The 19612-nt window shown below is 61.2% G+C and carries 20 protein-coding genes; 13 read left to right on the top strand and 7 right to left on the bottom strand.

The window, feature by feature from the left end:
• Positions 1-109 precede the first annotated feature (109 nt).
• The 3 genes from YQ44_RS01070 to YQ44_RS01060 form a co-directional block, all read right to left on the bottom strand.
• Positions 110-433: a rhodanese-like domain-containing protein gene (locus tag YQ44_RS01070; protein ID WP_071321797.1), complete on the bottom strand. Its 324-nt coding sequence runs from the start codon at positions 431-433 to the stop codon at positions 110-112.
• Positions 434-448: 15 nt separating this feature from the next.
• Positions 449-1099 (bottom strand): protein-L-isoaspartate O-methyltransferase family protein, encoded by a 651-nt coding sequence (locus YQ44_RS01065; RefSeq protein ID WP_071321796.1) that lies wholly within the window; start codon positions 1097-1099, stop codon positions 449-451.
• Between the two features lie 168 nt (positions 1100-1267).
• Positions 1268-1918: a TetR/AcrR family transcriptional regulator gene (locus YQ44_RS01060; protein ID WP_071321795.1), complete on the bottom strand. Its 651-nt coding sequence runs from the start codon at positions 1916-1918 to the stop codon at positions 1268-1270.
• Between the two features lie 347 nt (positions 1919-2265).
• On the opposite strand from YQ44_RS01060, the gene YQ44_RS01055 reads away from it, so the two are divergent.
• The gene (locus tag YQ44_RS01055; RefSeq protein WP_071321794.1) at positions 2266-3135 is read left to right on the top strand and encodes a head GIN domain-containing protein; all 870 of its coding nucleotides are present in this window, start codon (positions 2266-2268) and stop codon (positions 3133-3135) included.
• A gap of 71 nt (positions 3136-3206) precedes the next feature.
• The gene (locus tag YQ44_RS01050; protein WP_071321793.1) at positions 3207-3485 is read left to right on the top strand and encodes a YkgJ family cysteine cluster protein; all 279 of its coding nucleotides are present in this window, start codon (positions 3207-3209) and stop codon (positions 3483-3485) included.
• Between the two features lie 40 nt (positions 3486-3525).
• Here the strand turns inward: YQ44_RS01050 and YQ44_RS01045 are convergent, their stop codons facing one another.
• A complete protein-coding gene (locus tag YQ44_RS01045; RefSeq protein ID WP_156894657.1) occupies positions 3526-3819 on the bottom strand; it encodes a hypothetical protein in 294 nt (97 codons plus the stop codon).
• 180 nt (positions 3820-3999) lie between these two features.
• On the opposite strand from YQ44_RS01045, the gene YQ44_RS01040 reads away from it, so the two are divergent.
• From YQ44_RS01040 to rfbD, 11 genes are all read left to right on the top strand, one after another.
• Positions 4000-4770: a DeoR/GlpR family DNA-binding transcription regulator gene (locus YQ44_RS01040; protein WP_071321791.1), complete on the top strand. Its 771-nt coding sequence runs from the start codon at positions 4000-4002 to the stop codon at positions 4768-4770.
• Positions 4771-4803: 33 nt separating this feature from the next.
• Positions 4804-5952, top strand: coding sequence for an MFS transporter (locus YQ44_RS01035; RefSeq protein WP_071321790.1), 1149 nt, complete (start codon positions 4804-4806; stop codon positions 5950-5952).
• A gap of 155 nt (positions 5953-6107) precedes the next feature.
• The gene (locus YQ44_RS01030) at positions 6108-6953 is read left to right on the top strand and encodes an undecaprenyl-diphosphate phosphatase (RefSeq protein ID WP_071321789.1); all 846 of its coding nucleotides are present in this window, start codon (positions 6108-6110) and stop codon (positions 6951-6953) included.
• 6 nt (positions 6954-6959) lie between these two features.
• Positions 6960-8783: a DNA helicase RecQ gene (gene recQ / locus YQ44_RS01025; protein WP_071321788.1), complete on the top strand. Its 1824-nt coding sequence runs from the start codon at positions 6960-6962 to the stop codon at positions 8781-8783.
• A complete protein-coding gene (locus YQ44_RS01020) occupies positions 8783-9277 on the top strand; it encodes a hypothetical protein (protein WP_071321787.1) in 495 nt (164 codons plus the stop codon). Before recQ ends, YQ44_RS01020 begins: the two co-directional genes overlap by 1 nt.
• 44 nt (positions 9278-9321) lie before the next feature.
• Complete coding sequence (locus YQ44_RS01015; protein WP_071321786.1) at positions 9322-10299, top strand: LysR family transcriptional regulator; 978 nt, start codon at positions 9322-9324, stop codon at positions 10297-10299.
• Between the two features lie 214 nt (positions 10300-10513).
• On the top strand, positions 10514-11800 hold the full coding sequence (locus YQ44_RS01010) for a Glu/Leu/Phe/Val family dehydrogenase (protein WP_034785857.1): 1287 nt from the start codon (positions 10514-10516) through the stop codon (positions 11798-11800).
• Between the two features lie 1084 nt (positions 11801-12884).
• Positions 12885-13967 carry a dTDP-glucose 4,6-dehydratase gene (gene rfbB, locus YQ44_RS01005; protein WP_071321785.1) on the top strand — a complete coding sequence of 361 codons (1083 nt, stop codon included), beginning with the start codon at positions 12885-12887 and terminating at the stop codon, positions 13965-13967.
• Entirely contained in the window at positions 13964-14857 is an 894-nt protein-coding gene (gene rfbA, locus YQ44_RS01000; protein ID WP_071321784.1) for a glucose-1-phosphate thymidylyltransferase RfbA, read from the top strand. Before rfbB ends, rfbA begins: the two co-directional genes overlap by 4 nt.
• A 37-nt stretch (positions 14858-14894) precedes the next feature.
• Positions 14895-15440: a dTDP-4-dehydrorhamnose 3,5-epimerase gene (gene rfbC, locus YQ44_RS00995; RefSeq protein WP_071321783.1), complete on the top strand. Its 546-nt coding sequence runs from the start codon at positions 14895-14897 to the stop codon at positions 15438-15440.
• Between the two features lie 53 nt (positions 15441-15493).
• Positions 15494-16378, top strand: a complete 885-nt coding sequence (rfbD, locus tag YQ44_RS00990) for a dTDP-4-dehydrorhamnose reductase (RefSeq protein ID WP_071321782.1) — start codon at positions 15494-15496, stop codon at positions 16376-16378.
• Between the two features lie 112 nt (positions 16379-16490).
• On the opposite strand, the gene galE is transcribed toward rfbD, so the two are convergent.
• The 3 genes from galE to YQ44_RS00975 form a co-directional block, all read right to left on the bottom strand.
• Positions 16491-17510 carry a UDP-glucose 4-epimerase GalE gene (gene galE / locus YQ44_RS00985; protein WP_071321781.1) on the bottom strand — a complete coding sequence of 340 codons (1020 nt, stop codon included), beginning with the start codon at positions 17508-17510 and terminating at the stop codon, positions 16491-16493.
• A gap of 173 nt (positions 17511-17683) precedes the next feature.
• Positions 17684-18364, bottom strand: coding sequence for a tRNA (guanosine(46)-N7)-methyltransferase TrmB (gene trmB, locus YQ44_RS00980; RefSeq protein ID WP_071321780.1), 681 nt, complete (start codon positions 18362-18364; stop codon positions 17684-17686).
• Positions 18365-18772: 408 nt separating this feature from the next.
• Positions 18773-19414 (bottom strand): DUF4760 domain-containing protein, encoded by a 642-nt coding sequence (locus YQ44_RS00975; protein ID WP_071321779.1) that lies wholly within the window; start codon positions 19412-19414, stop codon positions 18773-18775.
• Positions 19415-19612 lie beyond the last annotated feature (198 nt).

The raw sequence follows: 19612 nt of genomic DNA, 5'->3' as shown, positions 1-19612 counted from the left end.
AATCAAAAATCTGCTACAGCTTGCCTTGCGCCCGTCCGGGTAGGAGCGGGGTACAGGCATCCGCAGGCATGCGGGAAAGCATGCCTGGGTGCATCTACTGCAAAATAACTTAGTATTTAGGCATTGCGCTGTCGACTTGCACAGCCCAGGCATGAACGCCGCCCGTCAAATTACTGATCTTGCCAAAACCATTGCGTTCCAGGAAGGCGGCCACTTGCATGCTGCGCGCGCCGTGGTGGCAGATGCAGACGATCTCGGCATCTTCATCGAGGTCGTCGATGCGCGCCGGAATCGAATTCATCTGCATCAGGGTGGCGCCGTCGAGGTGGCACAGCTCAAACTCCCACTGCTCGCGCACATCCAGCAGGAAGGGACGCGGGCGGGTGGTATCAGCCAGCCAGGCGGCCAGCTGCGGTGCGCTCAAATGCTCCATCGAATCTCCGTCGTCTCAGAACTGGAAGTGCGACGGCGCGACGGCTTGCAGCGGCGTCACATTGGTCTCGAACAGCTTGCGCGTATCGTAGGCCTTGTCCGAGCTGCGGGTGATCAGGTGTGCCGACATGATCGGTGCTTCGCCGATGATGGCCAGGATGCGGCCGCCCACTTTTACTTGTTGCAACAGTGCTTCCGGCAACACGGACAGGGCGCCGGAAACGACGATCACATCGTAGGGCGCACCCTTGCTCCAGCCCTGGGCGCCATCGCCCAGCTCCACGGTGACATTCGTGACGCCGTTGGCGGCCAGGTTCTGCTCGGCCAGGGTTTTCAATTGGGGCACGATTTCCACGCTCGTCACGTGACGCGCCTTGTGCGCCAGCAACGCCGCCATGTAGCCGCTGCCGGTGCCGATTTCCAGCACATTTTCGTGCTTTTTAACGGCAACGTCCTGCAAAATACGCGCTTCCAGCTTCGGCGTGAACATGCTTTCGCCGCCGCCCAGTGGGATTTCAGTATCGACGAAGGCCAGGTTTTTATAGGCGGCCGGCACGAAATCTTCACGCTTGACCACGTTCAACAGCTCCAGCACGTCGAGATCCAGTACGTCCCATGGACGGATTTGCTGTTCGATCATATTGAAGCGGGCTTGTTCGATATTCATCTTTGGACTCGGTAAGTGAAGTAATAATCCGCCATTTTATCGTTGAACTGGCTGAAAGCACATGTTAACCATAAAGACGGGGGATGGAGGAAATTTGCGACGATCTGCAGATTTGGGGGGGCGAACCTTGGAAAGGGGCAACTGAACGGTAGCGGCCGGCCCCGCGCATCAGCTTTTCCCGGGCGCCTCCACCTGCAGGCTGCGCAAGCTCATGTCGAGAAAGGCATCCATGTACGCGACAGGATCAATATTCTTGACCTCGCACGGCAGGAAGGAATGCGTCCACATCATCAGCATGGTGACGGGCGCGCTCAGGATGGCGCTGACCAGCACGGGATCGACCTGGCGGAATTCGCCGCGGCGCATGCCCCGTTCCAGCAGGGTGGTGATCAGCGCATTGCCGCGCGCGACCACTTCTTCGTTGTAAAACTGCGCCAGTTCCGGGAAATTGTTCGCCTCGGCCAGCATCAGCTTGGTCAAGCCGGCCAGCTTGGTGGCGCCAAACTCTTCCCACCACTGCATCATCATGCTGCGCAACAACTCGGCACTGCTGCTGTCGGAAGCGGCCAGGCTGTCTTCCGCCTCGCCGATGGAATGCACGATATTGTCGCGCACCACGGCCTTGAACAGCTCTTGCTTATTCTCAAAGTACAGATACAAGGTCCCCTTCGACACGCCGGCCCGCTTGGCCACATCCTCCAGGCGCGTCGACGCGAAGCCGCGTTCGACGAACAGGTCGAGGGCGGCGGCGAGCAACTCCTGTGGGCGGGCATCCTTGCGCCGCTCCCAGCGGGGCTTGGTATCAATCGGGGCGTGCATGTGTCATTCCGGGTAACTTACTTTTGAGTCATTAATATTAGACTTGTCTACAGGGAAGGTCAAGCGCCGGCCTGCAACGGCCGCACGGGACACCTCGCCTGGCATCGAAGTGACTGCATTGTACCCTCCGGGCCGCCACCGGCCGCGTCCACCGGCCACACCAGGCAAGGACAGGCATGGCTTCGGACAGGCCTGCATGCAGTTCAACCCGCGTTTTGCGCAGTTCATCGCATTTCCCCTTAGCAAACATATCGGCTTTGCTATCTTCTCATCGACAGCACGGCAGCCGCGGCGCGGCAGCCGGCTTTTTCTTATTCCGCGGTTAAAACAATCAAAAAGGAAACACCATGCGTACTTTGCTGGCCCTGTGCTGTGCCGTTGCCCTTGGCGGCTGCGCCATCGTCATCAACCCGAACGACGGCGAAGTACGCTACGCCGATTCCGGTGGCAATGCCATCCAGGGCAACGAACAAGTAAGCCGCGACGTGCGCCAGGTCAGCAACATCAACACGCTCGACATCGACAGCATGAAGCGCATCGATCTCAAGATCGACGTGCGCGTCGGGCCGGCAACGTCGCTGGTGATCGAGGCGGACAGCAATCTGCAGCCGCGCATCCATAGCGAAGTGAGCGGCAATACCCTGCGCATCTGGAGCGACACGAACATTCGCAGCAGCAATGGCATCCACGTCATTTACACGACGCCGCAATTGAAGAAGATCAGCATCTCCGGCTCTGGCCGTCTGGTGGCCAGCGGTTTCAATGGAGAAGACTTCAGCCTGGAGCAGCGCGGTTCGATGAAGAGCGAATTGTCGGGCACGGTGGGGCGCTTCGACGTGGCCAATAATGGCTCAGGCAGCATCAATGCGGCGGCCCTCGCCAGCGGCAACACGGACGCGGTCCAGAACGGTTCGGGCAGCATCCAGTTGGGCAACATGCGCGGCGAACGCATCAACGTGGCCGTCAACGGCTCGGGCAGCATCAGCGCCAGCGGCGCCGTGCAGCGCCTCGACGCCAACGTGAATGGCTCCGGTGACATCAACCTGGCTGCCCTGCGCAGCGACGTTGCCTATCTGGCGAGCAACGGTTCCGGCGACATCGATGTCACCGTCCAGAATGAAGTCAATGCCCGCGCCAGCGGTTCCGGCCGCATCACCGTGCATGGCGATCCGGCCCGCCGCACCCTGTCGGGCAAGCGCGTCAGCATCGTGCGCTAAAGGCGTTCCCGGCGGCGCACCGGGGCCGGCTTGCTATACTGTCGGCCTCTATCCCTACTCAGCCCACCGCCATGCCGTCCCCCGCCGTCTCCCTGGCATGCCGCCCGTCCTGCGGCGCCTGCTGCACCGCACCGTCCATCACCAGCCCGATTCCCGGCATGCCGAATGGAAAGCCGGCGGGCGTGCGCTGCGTGCAACTGGCCGACGACAACCGCTGCCGCATCTTCGGCCAGCCGGAACGGCCCGCGTTTTGCGGCGGCTTGCAGCCGTCCGAGGAGATGTGCGGCAGCAGCCGCGCACACGCCATCCGCTGGCTCGACGCACTCGAACGGGCGACCGCGCCAGCCTGAGCGCGCAAAGTGCCCTCCTGGCAGGCGCCAGAACAACAACTCAACGTTCGATCACTTGCACGGCATGCGCCATGCGGGTGTCAAAACGCTGCGCAAAGTCAATCACCTGCGCGAGCGACTCATCCCGATGCGACGTCGTGACGATGCAGTGCCGGCCCTGGCCGTCTTCGCCGATGCACATCCAGTCGAGCGCGTCTTCCCATGCCTGGGCATCGACACCGAGGACGCAGAAGAGTTCTATCCGCGCGTCGCACAACTGGCGCAGAAAACCGTCGTCGCGACCTGGCAGGTACGCCGTACGCGATAGCAGCACTATTTTTCCCGAGTATTTCATTTGAGCATTTCCCGCCATAGCTGTTCATTCCCCAGCCAGTGTAAGCCGTAGAGATGCAGCGATAGCCAACTATGTGGCCCCTGAAGGAAGGTAATCTCGCCGCCAACGACGAAAAACGTTGACCCGGAATGCACGTTTGCGTATATTTATGCACATTCCTGCACGTTTTAAACCAAACCCATGTCCACCACCCTGCTCCTCAAACAACGCCATGCGCTGATCCAGCAACAATTGCAGGCCGATGGGCGCGTGCTGGCGCTGGACCTGGCGCGCCAGCTCGACGTGTCCGAAGACACGATACGGCGCGACTTGCGCGACATGGCGGCGGCCGGCCTGTGCCAGCGCGTGTATGGCGGCGCCCTGCCACTGGCGCCCGACGGCGGCAGCCTGACGCAGCGCAAGCAGGCAGCGCCCGAGCGCAAGGAACGGCTGGCGCAGGCCGCCGTGTCCCTCGTGCGCGCCGGCCAGGTGCTGTTCCTGGATGCGGGGTCGACCAACCTGGCCATCGCCGGCGCCTTGCCAGAGTTGGCGCTCACTGTCGTCACCAACGCTCCGGCCATCGCCATGCTGCTGATGGAGCGCCCCGAGATCGAGCTGATCATGGCTGGCGGCCGCGTCGACCGCCGCGCCGGCGCCAGCCTGGGTCCGCAGGCACTGCGCACCGTGGAGCGCATGCATCCCGACCTGTGCTTCCTCGGTGCTTGCGGCGCCGATGCGGGCGCGGGCGTGACGGCGTTCAATTACGACGAGGCCGAATTCAAGCGCAGCATCGCCGGCGCCAGCAAGGCCGTCGTCGTGGCCGTCACCAGCGACAAGCTGGGCACGGCCGCGCCATTTGGCGTGCTGGCCACGGGCTTGCTGCAGCACCTGGTGCTGGAAGCGGATGCCGACGCGGCCCACGCGGCCGCCTTTGAGCGGCTGGGCGTGCAGGTACTGCGCGCCCGCGCCTGACATTTATTCACACCTGACTCTGGAAACACTCCCATGCACCTTACCGGTACCCTGCAACAACGCGCCACGCGCCTGGTCTTCTTTGCCGCCGGCCTCGGCATGGCCGCCTGGGCGCCGCTGGTGCCCTACGCCAAGTCGCGCCTGGGCCTCGATGAAGCCACCTTGGGCATCTTGCTGCTGTGCCTGGGCGCCGGCTCGCTGTGCGCGATGCCGTTTACGGGCATGCTGTCGGCGCGCTTCGGCTGCCGCAAGGTCATCGTCAGCGCCGGCCTGCTCCTGACCGCCATCCTGCCCGGCCTGGCGCTGGCCGCCAGCCCGCTGCAACTGGGCCTGGTGCTGCTGGTCTTCGGCGCGGCCATGGGCACCTTCGACGTGGCCATCAATATCCAGGCCGTGATCATCGAAAAAGCCAATGGCGGCGCCATGATGTCGGGCTTTCATGCGCTGTTCAGCGTGGGCGGCTTCGCCGGCGCCGCCTGCATGGCCCTGCTGCTGTGGCTGGGCCTGACGCCCGCCTGGTCGTGCGTGGTGGTGATGCTGCTGCTGTGCGGCGTGCTGGGCGCGGCCCAGGGCCACTTGCTGCCGACCGCCTCGGCCACGGGCGAAAAGACGCCGCTGTTCGTCATGCCGCACGGCGCCGTCATCTTCATCGGCCTGCTGTGCTTTATCGTCTTCCTGGCCGAAGGCGCCATCCTCGACTGGAGCGCCCTGTTCCTCACCACCACGCGCGGCGTGGAAGAAGCCAAGGGCGGTCTCGGCTACGCCGCCTTCGCCATCGCCATGACGGTGGGCCGCTTCACGGGCGACAAGGTAGTCAGCCGCTTTGGCGGCAAGCGTGTGCTTACTTTCGGCGGCCTGTGCGCGGCCAGCGGCTTCTTCCTGGCCGTGCTGGCGCCGCATGCCAGCCTGGCCATGGCCGGCTTCGTGCTGATCGGCCTGGGCGCGGCGAACATCGTGCCCATCCTGTTTACGGCGGCCGGCAACCAGAGCGCCATGCCGGCCAGCCTGGCCGTGGCGGCCATCACCACCATCGGCTATGCGGGCATCCTGGCCGGTCCGGCCGTGATCGGCTTCGTCGCCCATGCCACCAGCCTGAATATCGCCTTCAGCATGCTGGGCGCCGCCCTGCTGCTGGTGGCCGCCAGCGCGCGCCTGGCCGCGCCTGCCAAACAGAGCGCCTGACCCCTCCCCTCGCCTGGCGGCGACGCTAAAAAACCGCCGCCCGCCAGCAGCCAAACCCGGAGCACGGGCCTCTCTCGTGGTAAGCTTCGACCCCGCGCGCATTGCTGGCGTCACGCGGTCACCCCATCCTGTCACTTATACCCATTTATACATCTATGGATCTCATTCTTGCGTTAAAAGCCATCATCATGGGGCTGGTCGAAGGCTTTACCGAATTCTTGCCGATTTCTTCCACCGGACACCTGATCCTGGCCGGCAGCCTGCTCGACTTTACCAAGGATGTATCGAAAGAGGTCATGGATGTCTTCGAGATCGCCATCCAGGCCGGCGCCATCCTGGCCGTCTGCTGGGAATACCGCCAGCGCATCGGCAGCGTGCTGACCACCTTCGGCAGCGAGGCAAAATCGCGCAAGTTCGTGCTGAACGTCGCCATCGCCTTCCTTCCGCTGGCCATCATCGGCCTGGCCATCGGCAAGATGATCAAGCACGCGCTGTTCAAGCCCGTGCCCGTCGCCATGGCCTTCATCATCGGCGGCATCGTGATTTTGCTGGTGGAACGCCGCGCGCGCACCAACCCGGTCACCGTGCGCGTCAACTCGGTCGATGAAATGACGCCGTTCGACGCCCTGAAAGTGGGCTGCGCGCAGGCGTTCGCGCTGATACCCGGCACCAGCCGCTCCGGTTCGACCATCATCGGCGGCATGCTGCTGGGCCTGTCGCGCAAGACGGCCACCGAATTCTCGTTCTTCCTGGCGATCCCCACCCTGCTGGCCGCCACCTTCTATTCGCTATACAAAGCGCGCGACATCCTGTCGGCCACCGACGTGCCCCTGTTTGGCCTGGGCACCGTGGCCGCCTTTGTCTCCGCCTTCCTGTGCGTGCGCTGGCTGTTGCGCTACATCAGCTCGCACGACTTCACGTTTTTTGCCTGGTACCGCATCGTGTTTGGCCTGCTGGTGTTGGCCAGCGCCCACTACGGCTGGGTTGTTTGGGCAGAATAAGGCACTATGAATCAAGATCTTAACCAGCGCGCGCTCGACCTGCTGCAGACCGTTTTCGGCTACCCGGCCTTCCGTGGCCAGCAAGCCGACATCGTCGACCACGTCAGCCACGGCGGCGACGCGCTGGTACTGATGCCCACCGGCGGCGGCAAGTCGCTGTGCTATCAGATACCCGCGCTGCTGCGCGATGGCGTCGGCGTCGTCATCTCGCCGCTGATCGCGCTGATGCAGGACCAGGTCGACGCGCTGGCCGAAGTCGGCGTGCGCGCCGCCTTCCTCAATTCCACCCAGACCTACGAAGAGGCCAGCCGCATCGAGCGCCTGGTACGCACGGGCCAGATCGACCTGGTCTACGTGGCGCCGGAGCGGCTGATGACGCAGCGCTGCCTGGACCTGTTCCAGGCCTCCAAGATCGCCCTGTTCGCCATCGACGAAGCCCATTGCGTGGCCCAGTGGGGCCACGACTTCCGTCCCGAATACATCAAGCTGTCGGTGCTGCACGAGCAGTTCCCCGACGTGCCGCGCATCGCCCTGACGGCCACCGCCGACCCGCAGACGCGCGCCGAAATCGCCCTGCGCCTGCAGCTCGACGATGCGCGCCAGTTCGTCTCGTCGTTCGACCGTCCGAACATCCGCTACCAGATCGTGGAAAAGGCCAACGGCCGCAAGCAGCTGCTCGACTTCATCAACACGGAACACACGGGCGACTGCGGCATCGTCTACTGCCTGTCGCGCAAAAAAGTCGAGGAAACGGCGGAATTCCTGAACCAGAGCGGCATCCGCGCCCTGCCCTATCACGCCGGCATGGAGTACGCCAAGCGCAGCGCCAACCAGGCACGCTTCCTGCGTGAGGAAAACATCGTCATGGTCGCCACCATCGCCTTCGGCATGGGCATCGACAAGCCCGACGTGCGCTTCGTCGCGCATCTGGATCTGCCGAAAAGCATCGAGGGCTATTATCAGGAAACGGGACGCGCGGGACGCGACGGCATGGCCGCCAACGCCTGGATGGCGTATGGTTTGCAGGACGTGGTGCTGCAGCGGCGCATGATCGACGAATCGGAAGCGGACGACACCTTCAAGCGCGTGCTCGGCGTCAAGCTCGATGCCATGCTGGGCCTGTGCGAAACGCTGAGCTGCCGCCGCATGCGCCTGCTCGAATACTTCGGCGAACCGGCTTCGCCCTGCGGCAATTGCGACACCTGCCTGGTGCCGCCCGTGTCGTTCGACGGCACGGTGCCAGTGCAAAAACTGCTGTCGGCCATCTACCGCGTCGACCAGCGCTTCGCCGGCGGCCACGTGATCGACGTGCTGCGCGGCGTGGAGTCCGAACGCATCAAGACCTGGCACCACGATACGCTGTCCGTGTTCGGCATCGGCTCGGACCTGGGCGAAGCGGAGTGGAAGTCGATCCTGCGCCAGGCCATCGCGCTGGGCCTCGTCTCGGTTGACCATGAACAATACAGCTCGCTGAAACTGACGGACGCCTCGCGCCCCGTGCTCAAGGGCGGCCAGAAAGTGCAGCTGCGCCAGTACCAGAAACCGGTGAAAACCAGCAAGCGCAGCACCAGCGTGGCGAAAGGCTATGTCGAGACGGACCTGTCGACCAGCGAGCAAGCGATCTTCGACAAGCTGCGCTGGTGGCGCGTGGAGACGGCACGCACGCACAACGTGCCGGCCTACGTGATTTTCGTCGACGCCACCCTGCGCGAAATCGCCAAGGCCAAGCCCACTTCGCTCGAGCAGATGCGCGGCGTGAGCGGCGTGGGCGAGAAAAAACTGGCCTCGTACGGCGACGAAATCGTCGCCATGATCCTGGAGATGATTTGATGCAAGATTTGATGGAAGCACTCTCGTCCGACCTGATTTACCAGGCCGTGAAAATCCTCGGCGCCCAGCCCGACGCCGAAGACGCGGTGGAAGCGCAAGTACGGTTACTGGTGCAGGACGACCTCACCGTGCGCCGCCTGGCCGACGTGGTGCCGGAAGCCTTCGGCCTGGTGCTGGCGTCGCACCTGCCCGACGCCGATACCATGACCCTGCCCGATACCTTCTGCGCCCAGGACGAGGACGGCGAGTGGGTGGAGTTCCCCATGCGCCGCGAACCGATCTTTGTCGTCGCCGTGGACATCGCCCAGCACACCTTCCACAACGGCCCGCGCGCGCTGATGCAAAACCTGGCCGACCGCAGCTCCCTGCTGTCGGCCATCAACAAGGGCTTGAATGCGGGCGGCTCGCTCAAGGGGACGACTCTGGGCCCGCCATCCTTCTTTGGCCTGCCCGCCGCCCTGTACCAGCCGGCGGCATCGACGGGCACGGCCTGACCTCCCTACCTTGCATGCGCCCTTGATCAGAGAACGGTCCCGCGATGGAAACCAAATGGCTGGAAGACTTCATCTCGCTTGCTGAAACGCATAATTTCAGCCGTTCCGCGGCCCTGCGCCACGTCACCCAGCCCGCCTTTTCGCGGCGCATCCAGTCGCTGGAAAACTGGCTCGGCATCGACCTGGTCGACCGCACCTCGTATCCCACGCGGCTGACGCCGGCCGGCGCCGTGTTCTACGAACAGGCGCTGGAAATGCTGGGGCAGATCAACGGCGTGCGCGCCCTGTTGCGCGGCAAGCGGGCGGCCACGCAGACGAGCGTCGACTTCGCCGTGCCCCACACCCTGTCGCTGACCTTCATGCCGAAATGGCTGACGGCGCTGGAAGAGGGCTTTGCGCCGATCAACAGCCGCCTGATGGCGCTGAACGTGCACGACGCCGTGCTGCAACTGGTCGACGGCGGCTGCGACCTGCTGCTGTGCTACCACCATCCGCGCCAGCCGGTGCAGCTGGACCCGGGCCGCTACGACATGCTGGTGATGGGCCGCGAAACCCTGCGCGCGTATGCGCGCTGCGGCCAGGACCGGGTGCCGGATTTCGTCCTGCCCGGCAGCGCCAAGGAGCCGCTGCCCTTCCTCTCCTATACCAACAATGCCTACCTGGGACGCATGGTGGAATTGCTGGTGGCCGATGCCAAGGCTCCCCTGTTCCTCGACACCTGCTACGAGACGGACATGGCCGAAGGGCTGAAAATGATGGCACTGGAAGGGCGCGGCATCGCCTTCCTGCCGGAATCGGCCGTCATGCGCGACGTCAAGTACAAGCACCTGGCGCGCGCCGACGGCGGTGCGCCAGGCTGGGAAATCGAGCTGGAAATCCGTTTGTACCGCGAGCGTCCGTCCAGCCTGCGTCCCGGCAAGCAGATCGTCGAAAGCCTGTGGCAATACCTGGTGCAGTCGCAGGAAGGCAAGGCCCGCACCGGCAAGCGCCGCAGGCGCGCCATCGAAGCCGTCAAATCCTGACTGGCAATCCTGATAATACAACTATGCAATAAATGCATAACCGGATGCGCACAAAGCATTGGCCGGGGCATGAGGCTATCGCCTACGATGCGGTTCCGCTGCGCGCAACCTCAAGGTGCGCCTACCACAGCATTTTTGAACGCCGAAAAATCATCGCGATGCTCTGCAGATTTTTTGGCGTTACATCACCGTTTTGTCCAGGAGCTTATCAAGCATGACCAGCAAGCACGCACTTCCTTCCTACCTGAATCCTGAAGACCTTGGCCCATGGGGCGTCTACCTCGAGCAGATCGACCGCGTTACGCCGTACCTGGGCAACCTGTCGCGCTGGGTGGAAACGCTGAAGCGTCCAAAGCGCATCCTGACGGTCGACGTGCCTATCGAGCGCGACGACGGCACCATTGCCCACTACGAAGGCTACCGCGTGCAGCACAACCTGTCGCGCGGCCCGGGCAAGGGCGGCGTGCGCTTCCACCAGGACGTGACCCTGTCGGAAGTGATGGCCCTGTCGGCCTGGATGACGGTCAAGAACGCGGCGGTCAACGTGCCATACGGCGGCGCCAAGGGTGGTATCCGTGTCGATCCGAAGACCCTGTCGCGCAACGAGCTGCAGCGCCTGACGCGCCGCTACACGAGCGAGATCAGCATGATCATCGGACCGAACAAGGATATTCCGGCGCCGGACGTCAACACGAATGAACAAGTCATGGCGTGGATGATGGACAGCTATGCCATGATCGGCGGCAATATGTCGACCGGCGTAGTGACGGGCAAGCCGATTTCGCTGGGCGGCAGCCTGGGTCGCCGCGATGCGACGGGCCGCGGCGTGTTCGTCGTCGGTTGCGATGCGGCCGCCAAGGTCGGCATGTCGCTCGAAGGCGCGAAAGTCATCGTGCAAGGTTTCGGCAACGTGGGCGGCGTCGCTGCCCGCATGTTCGCTGAAGCCGGCTCGAAAGTCGTCGCGGTACAGGACCACAAGACCACCGTCGTGCACGCCGGCGGCCTGAACATCCCGCAACTGCTGGCACACGTGGCCGAAGTGGGCAGCGTCGAAGGCTTCCCGGGCGCCGAGGCATTCGTGCCACGCGAAGATTTCTGGGGCATCGATTGCGACATCCTGATCCCGGCCGCACTGGAACAGCAGATCACGGCCGAGCGCGCACAAGTGATCCGCGCCAAGATCATCCTGGAAGGCGCCAACGGCCCGACCCTGCCGGCAGCGGACGATATCCTGACCGACCGCGGCGTATTGATCGTGCCGGACGTGCTGGCCAACGCCGGCGGCGTGACCGTCAGCTACTTCGAATGGGCGCAGAACTTCTCGAGCTTCTTCTGGACGGAAGAGGAAATCAACAGCCGCCTGACCCGCATCATGCGCGAAGCCTTCGACGCGGTATGGCAAGTGTCGCAAGAGAAGAAAGTCTCGATGCGTACCGCCACCTTCATCCTGGCGTGCACGCGCGTGCTGCAAGCCCGCGAAGTGCGCGGCCTGTACCCATAATGGCTGCCTGAGAAAAAGCCCAGGGCGTTGTTGCCTGCCCCTCGCCGTACTCGCGTACTGTCGTCGGGGCGGCGCCTAGCCCTGGGCATTTTTCAGGCGCCATTGGGTTGCTGGCGCTTTAAAAAATCCCGCCACATTTCGTGTGAGCGGGTTTTTTTTTGTCTGCGCCCGATGGCTACCTGAAAAATTGTCCCGGGCGTTGTTGCTTCGTCTCGCCGTACTCGCGTACTGTCGTCGGGGCGACGCCTGGCCCTGGGCATTTTTCAGGCGCCATTGGGTTGCTGGCGCTTTAAAAAATCCCGCCACATTTCGTGTGAGCGGGATTTTTTTGTCTGCGCCCGATGGCTGCCTGAAAAATTGTCCCGGGCGTTGTTGCTTCGTCTCGCCGTACTCGCGTACTGTCTTCGGGGCGGCGCCTGGCCCTGGGCATTTTTCAGGCGCCATTGGGTTGCTGGCGCTTTAAAAAATCCCGCCACACTGCGTGTGAGCGGGATTTTTTTGTCTGCGCCCGATGGCTGCCTGAAAAATTGTCCCGGGCGTTGTTGCTTCGTCTCGCCGTACTCGCGTACTGTCTTCGGGGCGGCGCCTGGCCCTGGGCATTTTTCAGGCGCCATTGGGTTGCTGGCGCTTTAAAAAATCCCGCCACATTTCGTGTGAGCGGGATTTTTTTGTCTGCGCCGCATTGCCCTTTTCAAGGGGCGCTTGCCAAGCTCGCCACTAGGCACTTTCGCCCGCCACCTGCTCTCCCCGCCTCCCTTCATCGACGCGAGACCGTGCAGCGGGCGCAAGCCTCAGCAAGGCCATCCCCACAAGTAGCCTATCGGCATGCCAGCCGTCGTTTATACTCAGCATCTCGCGTCACGTTGAACAGGGTTCGGCATTATTCATCCACCTGATGTCGTCCTTGAATCTGGCGCCTGCCGGCAGCATGACGCGGCAGGTCAAAGCCGCATAAGCACTACTTGCGTAGCGAAAAAAAAGAACAATAATGGTATATCTAAAAATCCACCATGCCCCTGCAGAGCTCCTCCAGGCGCAATAGCGAGTTCAGCACTGCCCAAGAAACAAACGATAGGATGGCGATATGATTGTAGTGACTGGCGGAGCTGGGTTCATCGGCTCCAACTTTGTAAGGGATTGGCTGGCGCTCAACGATGAGTCCGTCATTAACTTTGACAAACTGACGTATGCGGGCAATCTCAGTAATCTGGCCAGTCTGGAACACGACCCGCGGCATATTTTTGTGCGTGGCGACATTTGCGATACCGACCATCTCTCCCGCCTGCTGGCAGAATACAAGCCGCGGGCCATCGTGCATTTTGCGGCGGAAAGCCATGTCGACCGCTCCATCCACAGCCCGGGTGAATTCATTGCGACCAACGTCAATGGCACCTTCAGCCTGCTGGAAGCGGCACGCGCCTACTGGTCCGGCCTGAGCGGCGAACGCAAGGCCGATTTTCGTTTCCTGCACATCTCAACCGATGAGGTGTATGGCACCCTGGGGCCACAGGATCCCCCCTTTCACGAAATGACGCCATATGCGCCAAATAGCCCGTACTCGGCCTCGAAAGCGGCCTCCGACCATCTGGTCCGCGCCTATTTCCATACCTATGCCATGCCCGTGCTGACGACAAATTGCTCGAACAACTATGGCCCCTTCCATTTCCCGGAAAAGCTGATTCCGCTCATCATCAGCAATGCGCGCGCCGGCAAGGCGCTGCCGGTGTATGGCGATGGCCTGCAGGTACGCGACTGGCTGTATGTGGGCGACCATTGCTCGGCGATCCGCCGCGTACTCGAAGCGGGCTGTCCAGGCGAGGTTTATAACGTGGGGGGCTGGAACGAAATGACCAACCTCGATGTCGTATACACCTTATGCGATATCCTCGACACCCTCGATCCAAAGGCGTCCGGCAGCTACCGGGAGCAAATCATCCACGTGCAGGATCGCCCCGGCCACGACCGCCGCTATGCCATCGATGCGCGCAAGCTCGAACGCGAACTGGGCTGGAAACCGGCCGAAACATTCGAGACGGGGATACGCAAGACGATTCAATGGTACCTGGACAATCAAGCATGGGTCCGCGACGTCCAGTCCGGTGACTACCTGAGCTGGGTACAGAAAAACTATGCAGAACGCAACGATACCAAGGGAACGACAGCATGAACTTTCCGATTGAACGCAAAGGCATCATCCTGGCCGGTGGCTCGGGTACCCGCCTGTATCCCGTGACCATGTCGATATCGAAACAATTGTTGCCGGTATATGACAAGCCGATGATTTACTATCCGCTGACCACCTTGATGCTGGCAGGGATACGCGACATCCTGATCATTTCAACGCCGCAAGATACGCCGCGTTTCGAGGAACTGCTCGGCGATGGCAGCCAATGGGGCATCAAATTGAGCTATGCCGTGCAAGCGGCGCCGGAGGGCCTGGCACAGGCGTTCATCATCGGCCGCGCCTTTCTTGGCGATGCGCCATCGGCACTGATCCTCGGCGATAACATCTATTACGGCAACAACTTCGAAGCGCAGTTGCGCCTCGCCTCGACGCGCACCAGCGGCTCGACCGTTTTCGCCTACCATGTGCAATCGCCGGAACGCTACGGCGTGGTCGAATTCGATGCCCAGCGACGCGCCGTCAGCATCGAGGAAAAACCCCTCAGCCCAAAATCCAACTATGCCGTGACCGGCCTGTATTTCTACGATAATCAGGTGTGCGATATCGCCGCCGGCATCGTGCCCTCCGCGCGCGGCGAACTGGAAATTACCGACGTCAATCGCACTTATCTTGAGCGCAATCAGTTAAACGTCGAGATCATGTGCCGCGGCATGGCCTGGCTCGATACCGGCACGCATGAATCCTTGCTGGAGGCGGGACAATTCATCTCCACCATCGAAAAACGCCAGGGCTTGAAAATCGCTTGTCCGGAAGAGATCGCCTATCGCAAAGGCTATATTGACGCGGAAAAACTGGAAAGCCTGGCGCAGCCCTTGAAAAAAAACACCTATGGACAATACTTGCTGCGCTTGCTCGATGACACCGTTTTCTAGCATGCCAATCTGTTCATTACTTAGCTGAAACAATGCCATGAAAATCCACTCCACCGCCATACCGGATGTCCTGATCATCGAACCAACGGTGTTCGGTGATGAACGTGGCTTTTTCTATGAAAGCTACAACCAGAAACGCTTTACGGAACTCACCGGAATTGACCGTACATTCGTCCAGGACAACCATTCCAGGTCCAGTAAGGGCGTGTTGCGCGGCATGCATTACCAGATCCAGCAGGCGCAGGGCAAGCTCGTGCATTGCACTGTCGGTGCCGTATTCGACGTCAGCGTCGACTTGCGCAAAGGCTCGCCCAGCTTCGGTCAATGGGTCGGTGTTGAATTGTCCGCTGCCAACAAGCGCCAGTTATGGATACCGGAAGGCTTCGCCCACGGCTATCTTGTCACCAGCGACAGCGCCGAATTCCAGTACAAGACGGCGGACTATTGGGCACCGGAATTTGAGCGCAGCATCCTGTGGAACGATCCGCAAATCGGCATAGACTGGCCGCTCGATGGCGAGCCCTTGCTGTCGAACAAAGACAAGCTGGGAACCTTGCTGGCCGACGCCGATGTATTCGCCTGACGCCAGGCACACCGGTGCACCACTGGCTGTTTCAACATGAATGAAAACATTGCATGAGCCGCATTCTCATATCCGGAAAAACCGGCCAGGTCGGCTACGAACTTGAGCGTAGCTTGCAAGGCCTGGGAGAAGTCATCGCCCTCGACCGCCAGCAGATGGATCTGGCCGACCTCGACCAGGTGCGCGATGCGATCCGGCGCATCCAGCCGACCCTGATCGTCAACGCCGCGGCATACACCGCGGTCGACCAGGCCGAAAGCGAGCCGGCCCTTGCACTGCGCGTCAATGGCGAAGCACCTGGCGTGATGGCGGCAGAAGCCGGAAGGCTGGGCGCCGCATTGATACATTACAGCACCGACTATGTCTTCGATGGCTCAAAAGCAGGACCCTACACAGAAACCGATCCGGCGTGCCCGATCAATGTCTACGGCAGCAGCAAATTGGCGGGGGAAATAGCCATCCAGGCAGCGGGCATTCCCCATCTGATCCTGCGCACCAGCTGGGTCTACGGCACGCATGGCAAAAACTTCCTGTTGACCATGTGCCGCCTGGCACAGGAGCGCGAAGAACTGGCCATCGTCTCGGACCAGCATGGCGCGCCGACCTGGAGCCGCACGATCGCCGATACCACGGCCCGCATCGTGGCCCAGTCGCTGGCCGCTGCCGACCAGCGCAGCTGGTGGGACGCCCGCTCGGGCCTGTATCATTTGACGGCACAGGGGACAACCACATGGTTCGGCTTTGCCGAAGCGATCATGGCGCACCCGTCGGTCATAAAAAAGCCCCGTTTACGGGCGATACTGGCGCAAGACTACGCCGCGCCGGCGAAACGTCCTGCCAATTCGCAGCTGTCATCGCAACGCCTGCTCGACACCTTCTGTGGCTTGCCGCAATGGCAAGATGCGCTATGGTTGTGCCAGGACTCCATATTGGATTGACAATGCAGGCATGACTGCCCGCCATTCCATTTGAACGGCGGTGCCAGCATCGTCCCATCCCGTCACTTCGTCGACAAACCGCAGGCGGCCAGCTCGCGCCGCCCAGTCACCGTCAAGCCCCATAGCCCTGCGGATTCTGGTGTTGCCAGCGCCAGTGGTCGGCGCACATGTCGTCGATGTTCTTTTGCGCTTGCCAGCCCAGCAGCTCGCGCGCCTTGTCGGCCGAGGCGTAGCAGCTGGCGATGTCGCCAGGGCGGCGCGGCACGATGTCGTACGGCACCGCGCGGCCGCTGGCGGCCTCGAAGGCGCGCACGGTATCGAGCACACTGTAGCCGTGGCCCGTGCCCAGGTTGACGGTGAAGCCGCCCTCGGTGGAAAACAGGCGGTTCAGCGCGGCCACATGGCCCAGCGCCAGGTCGACCACGTGGATGTAATCGCGCACGCCCGTGCCGTCCGGCGTCGGGTAGTCGTTGCCGAAGACGGCCAGGCGCTCGCGGCGGCCGACGGCCACCTGCGCGATGAACGGCATCAGGTTGTTCGGAATGCCGGCAGGATCCTCGCCGATCAGGCCGCTGGCATGCGCCCCCACCGGGTTGAAATAGCGCAGCACGCCCACCTGCCACTGCGCATCGGCATGCACGAGGTCGGCCAGGATCTGCTCGACCATCAGCTTCGAGCGTCCATACGGGTTGGTCACGGACAGGCGCGACGTTTCCAGGATAGGCAAGGCTTCCGGATCGCCATACACGGTGGCCGACGAGCTGAAGACAAAACGCTTCACATTCGCGGCCGCCAGCACTTCGAGCAGGGCCACTGTGCCCGTCACGTTGTTGTCCATGTACATCAATGGCTGGGCGACCGATTCACCTACCGCCTTCAGCCCCGCGAAATGGATCACGGCATCGATCGCATGCTCGCGCAGGACGGCGGCCATGGCGGCACGGTCGCGCACGTCTGCTTCATAAAATGGAATGCTCTTGCCGGAAATGCGCTCGACCCGCGTCATCGCTTCGCGCGCGCTGTTGCACAGATTGTCCACTGCGACCACGTCAAAGCCCGCGGCCAGCAATTCGACACAGGTATGCGAACCGATGAAGCCGGACGCCCCCGTCACGAGTATTTTCTTGGTCATAATGTCAATCAATGCAAAAAATACAAGACTACCCGAATTCGCCTGCCTTGCCAAGCCGGCACACGGTTGGCACAGGAAATATACGCCGCAGGAATGAAAACAGCCTGCAACGTCACCGCAGCAGGCTGATTCCCGGACAAACGGCGCGGGTAACCGGGCCGGCAGTCGGCGGTTTATTTCTTGATGAACACCAGGTCCCACACGCCATGGCCCAGCTTCAAGCCGCGGTTCTCGAACTTGGTCAGCGGACGATACGCTGGCTGGGGCGCATAGCCTTCCGCGCTGTTCTGCAATTGCGGCTCGGCACCCAGCACTTCCAGCATCTGCACCGCGTAGTCTTCCCAGTCGGTCGCGCAATGCAGGTAGCCGCCCGGCGCCAGGCGATCGGTCAATTGCTTGACGAATGGCGACTGGATCAGCCGGCGCTTGTTGTGACGCGCCTTGTGCCATGGATCGGGGAAGAAGACGTGGATACCAGCCAGCGAATTGGCGGGAATCATGTGCGTGAGCACTTCCACGGCATCGTGCTGCAGCAAGCACAGGTTCGTCAGCGACTCTTCGCCGATCAGCTTGAGCAAACTGCCCACGCCGGGCGTATGCACCTCGACGCCGATGAAATCCTTCTCCGGCATGGCCTTGGCGATATGCGCCGTGGTCGCGCCCATGCCAAAGCCGATTTCCAGGATGACAGGCGCCTTGCGGCCGAAGACCTGCTCGAAATCCATGGATTCTTTGGCGAAAGGCAACAGGAATTGCGGCCCCAGCGTCTCAAGCGCGCGCGCCTGCGCCACGGACAGCCGTCCCGCGCGGGTCACGAAACTGCGGATGCGGTGTTCGGTCGGATCGTACATCATCGGCCGCACCGGGCCGTTTGCTGGGGTATCAGAGGACATGGAAGTGAAGAAATAAATAGCCGCGCCATACAAAGCCAGGCGCCAGAGGAAAATGGAGCGGGTGAAGGGAATCGAACCCTCGTCGTAAGCTTGGGAAGCTCGACAAGGAACTCAACAACCATGCGGGCTTACGGCCCGTTTCTGCTCCGCAAAGCTGACATTATAGCAGCCGCACAAGCGGCCATCCATGCGGTGTATTTTACGTTTGTGGGGCGAAAGTTCCTATCACATGAATAGGCACTCAATGAGAATGCGAGGGTAGCCTAATCATGTAGGTCGACAACCTACCCCCGCTAGAATAGCTTTTCAAGGTCACGGTAAAGATTTTTCCCGCCACGTTTTAAGCTCTTCGTGGAAGAGCAATATCCGTCAGTGATCCCAGCGGTCACGTAGCCAGATCAGATTTTCGTATACCCTGGGATGTGCCGCCTTGCCGTTCTTCACACCACGGCAGTCGTCCAGATATTCTTCGACAGTTTTAGCCAATCCTACGACAATGCCTCTCATCGAATCTTTAAGAACTTTTTCGTGTAGGTCTCCATGACGGATTCCAACAGCCAAGAACTCAAGAAAATTCAATATGTAGTCAACCGCAACCAGGTTTGCGGGGGTTCCTGTGACTAACGTGATCGGTGCTGGCTTGGTGGAAGAGTATCCTTGCCCAATCAAAAAGTCATTCACGTGCTCTGCCTGCTTCATGTAGGTAACGGACAGGCGAGTTTGAAGCAAAGTATTGATGGTATGTTGCTTTACTGAATTTCTGATAGTCACAATACTAGATACGATCCAGCCCGTCGCAGCCGCTAAAATCCCCAAGGCAATTAACCAGTTCTCTTTAGCCATGCCAGGCTTGAGGGCCTTAAGCGCTGGATAGTTGTCGAACGATCCTCTATCAAATGCAACAAAAACGCCGAAACAAAGTAGCAGCATGATCAGCATCAACAGGAGCAAACGACGCGGACTGAACAGCCATAAAAAGAATCGGTCCCAAAATGCAAAAAGACCCAGCATCCAGCTGGGTCTTCCACATATACGGTAGCAAATCTTAAGCAAGACCTTTGCCTTCTTGTGGTAAATTTTTCATATTAATCTCCTAGTCCTAGTGAGTGAGCGAATCGATGGGGACAACACTTCGATGCATGCTACGTCTGAAAGTATATAAAAAAAAACTTCTCCTGCGCAAAAAAGATGCATCAAATTGTGACAAAT

The sequence above is a fragment of the Janthinobacterium sp. 1_2014MBL_MicDiv genome (genome assembly GCF_001865675.1).
GTDB lineage: Bacteria > Pseudomonadota > Gammaproteobacteria > Burkholderiales > Burkholderiaceae_D > Janthinobacterium.
Note: the sequence above shows the minus strand (reverse complement) of the source record. Positions and strands in the feature narration are given on the sequence as shown.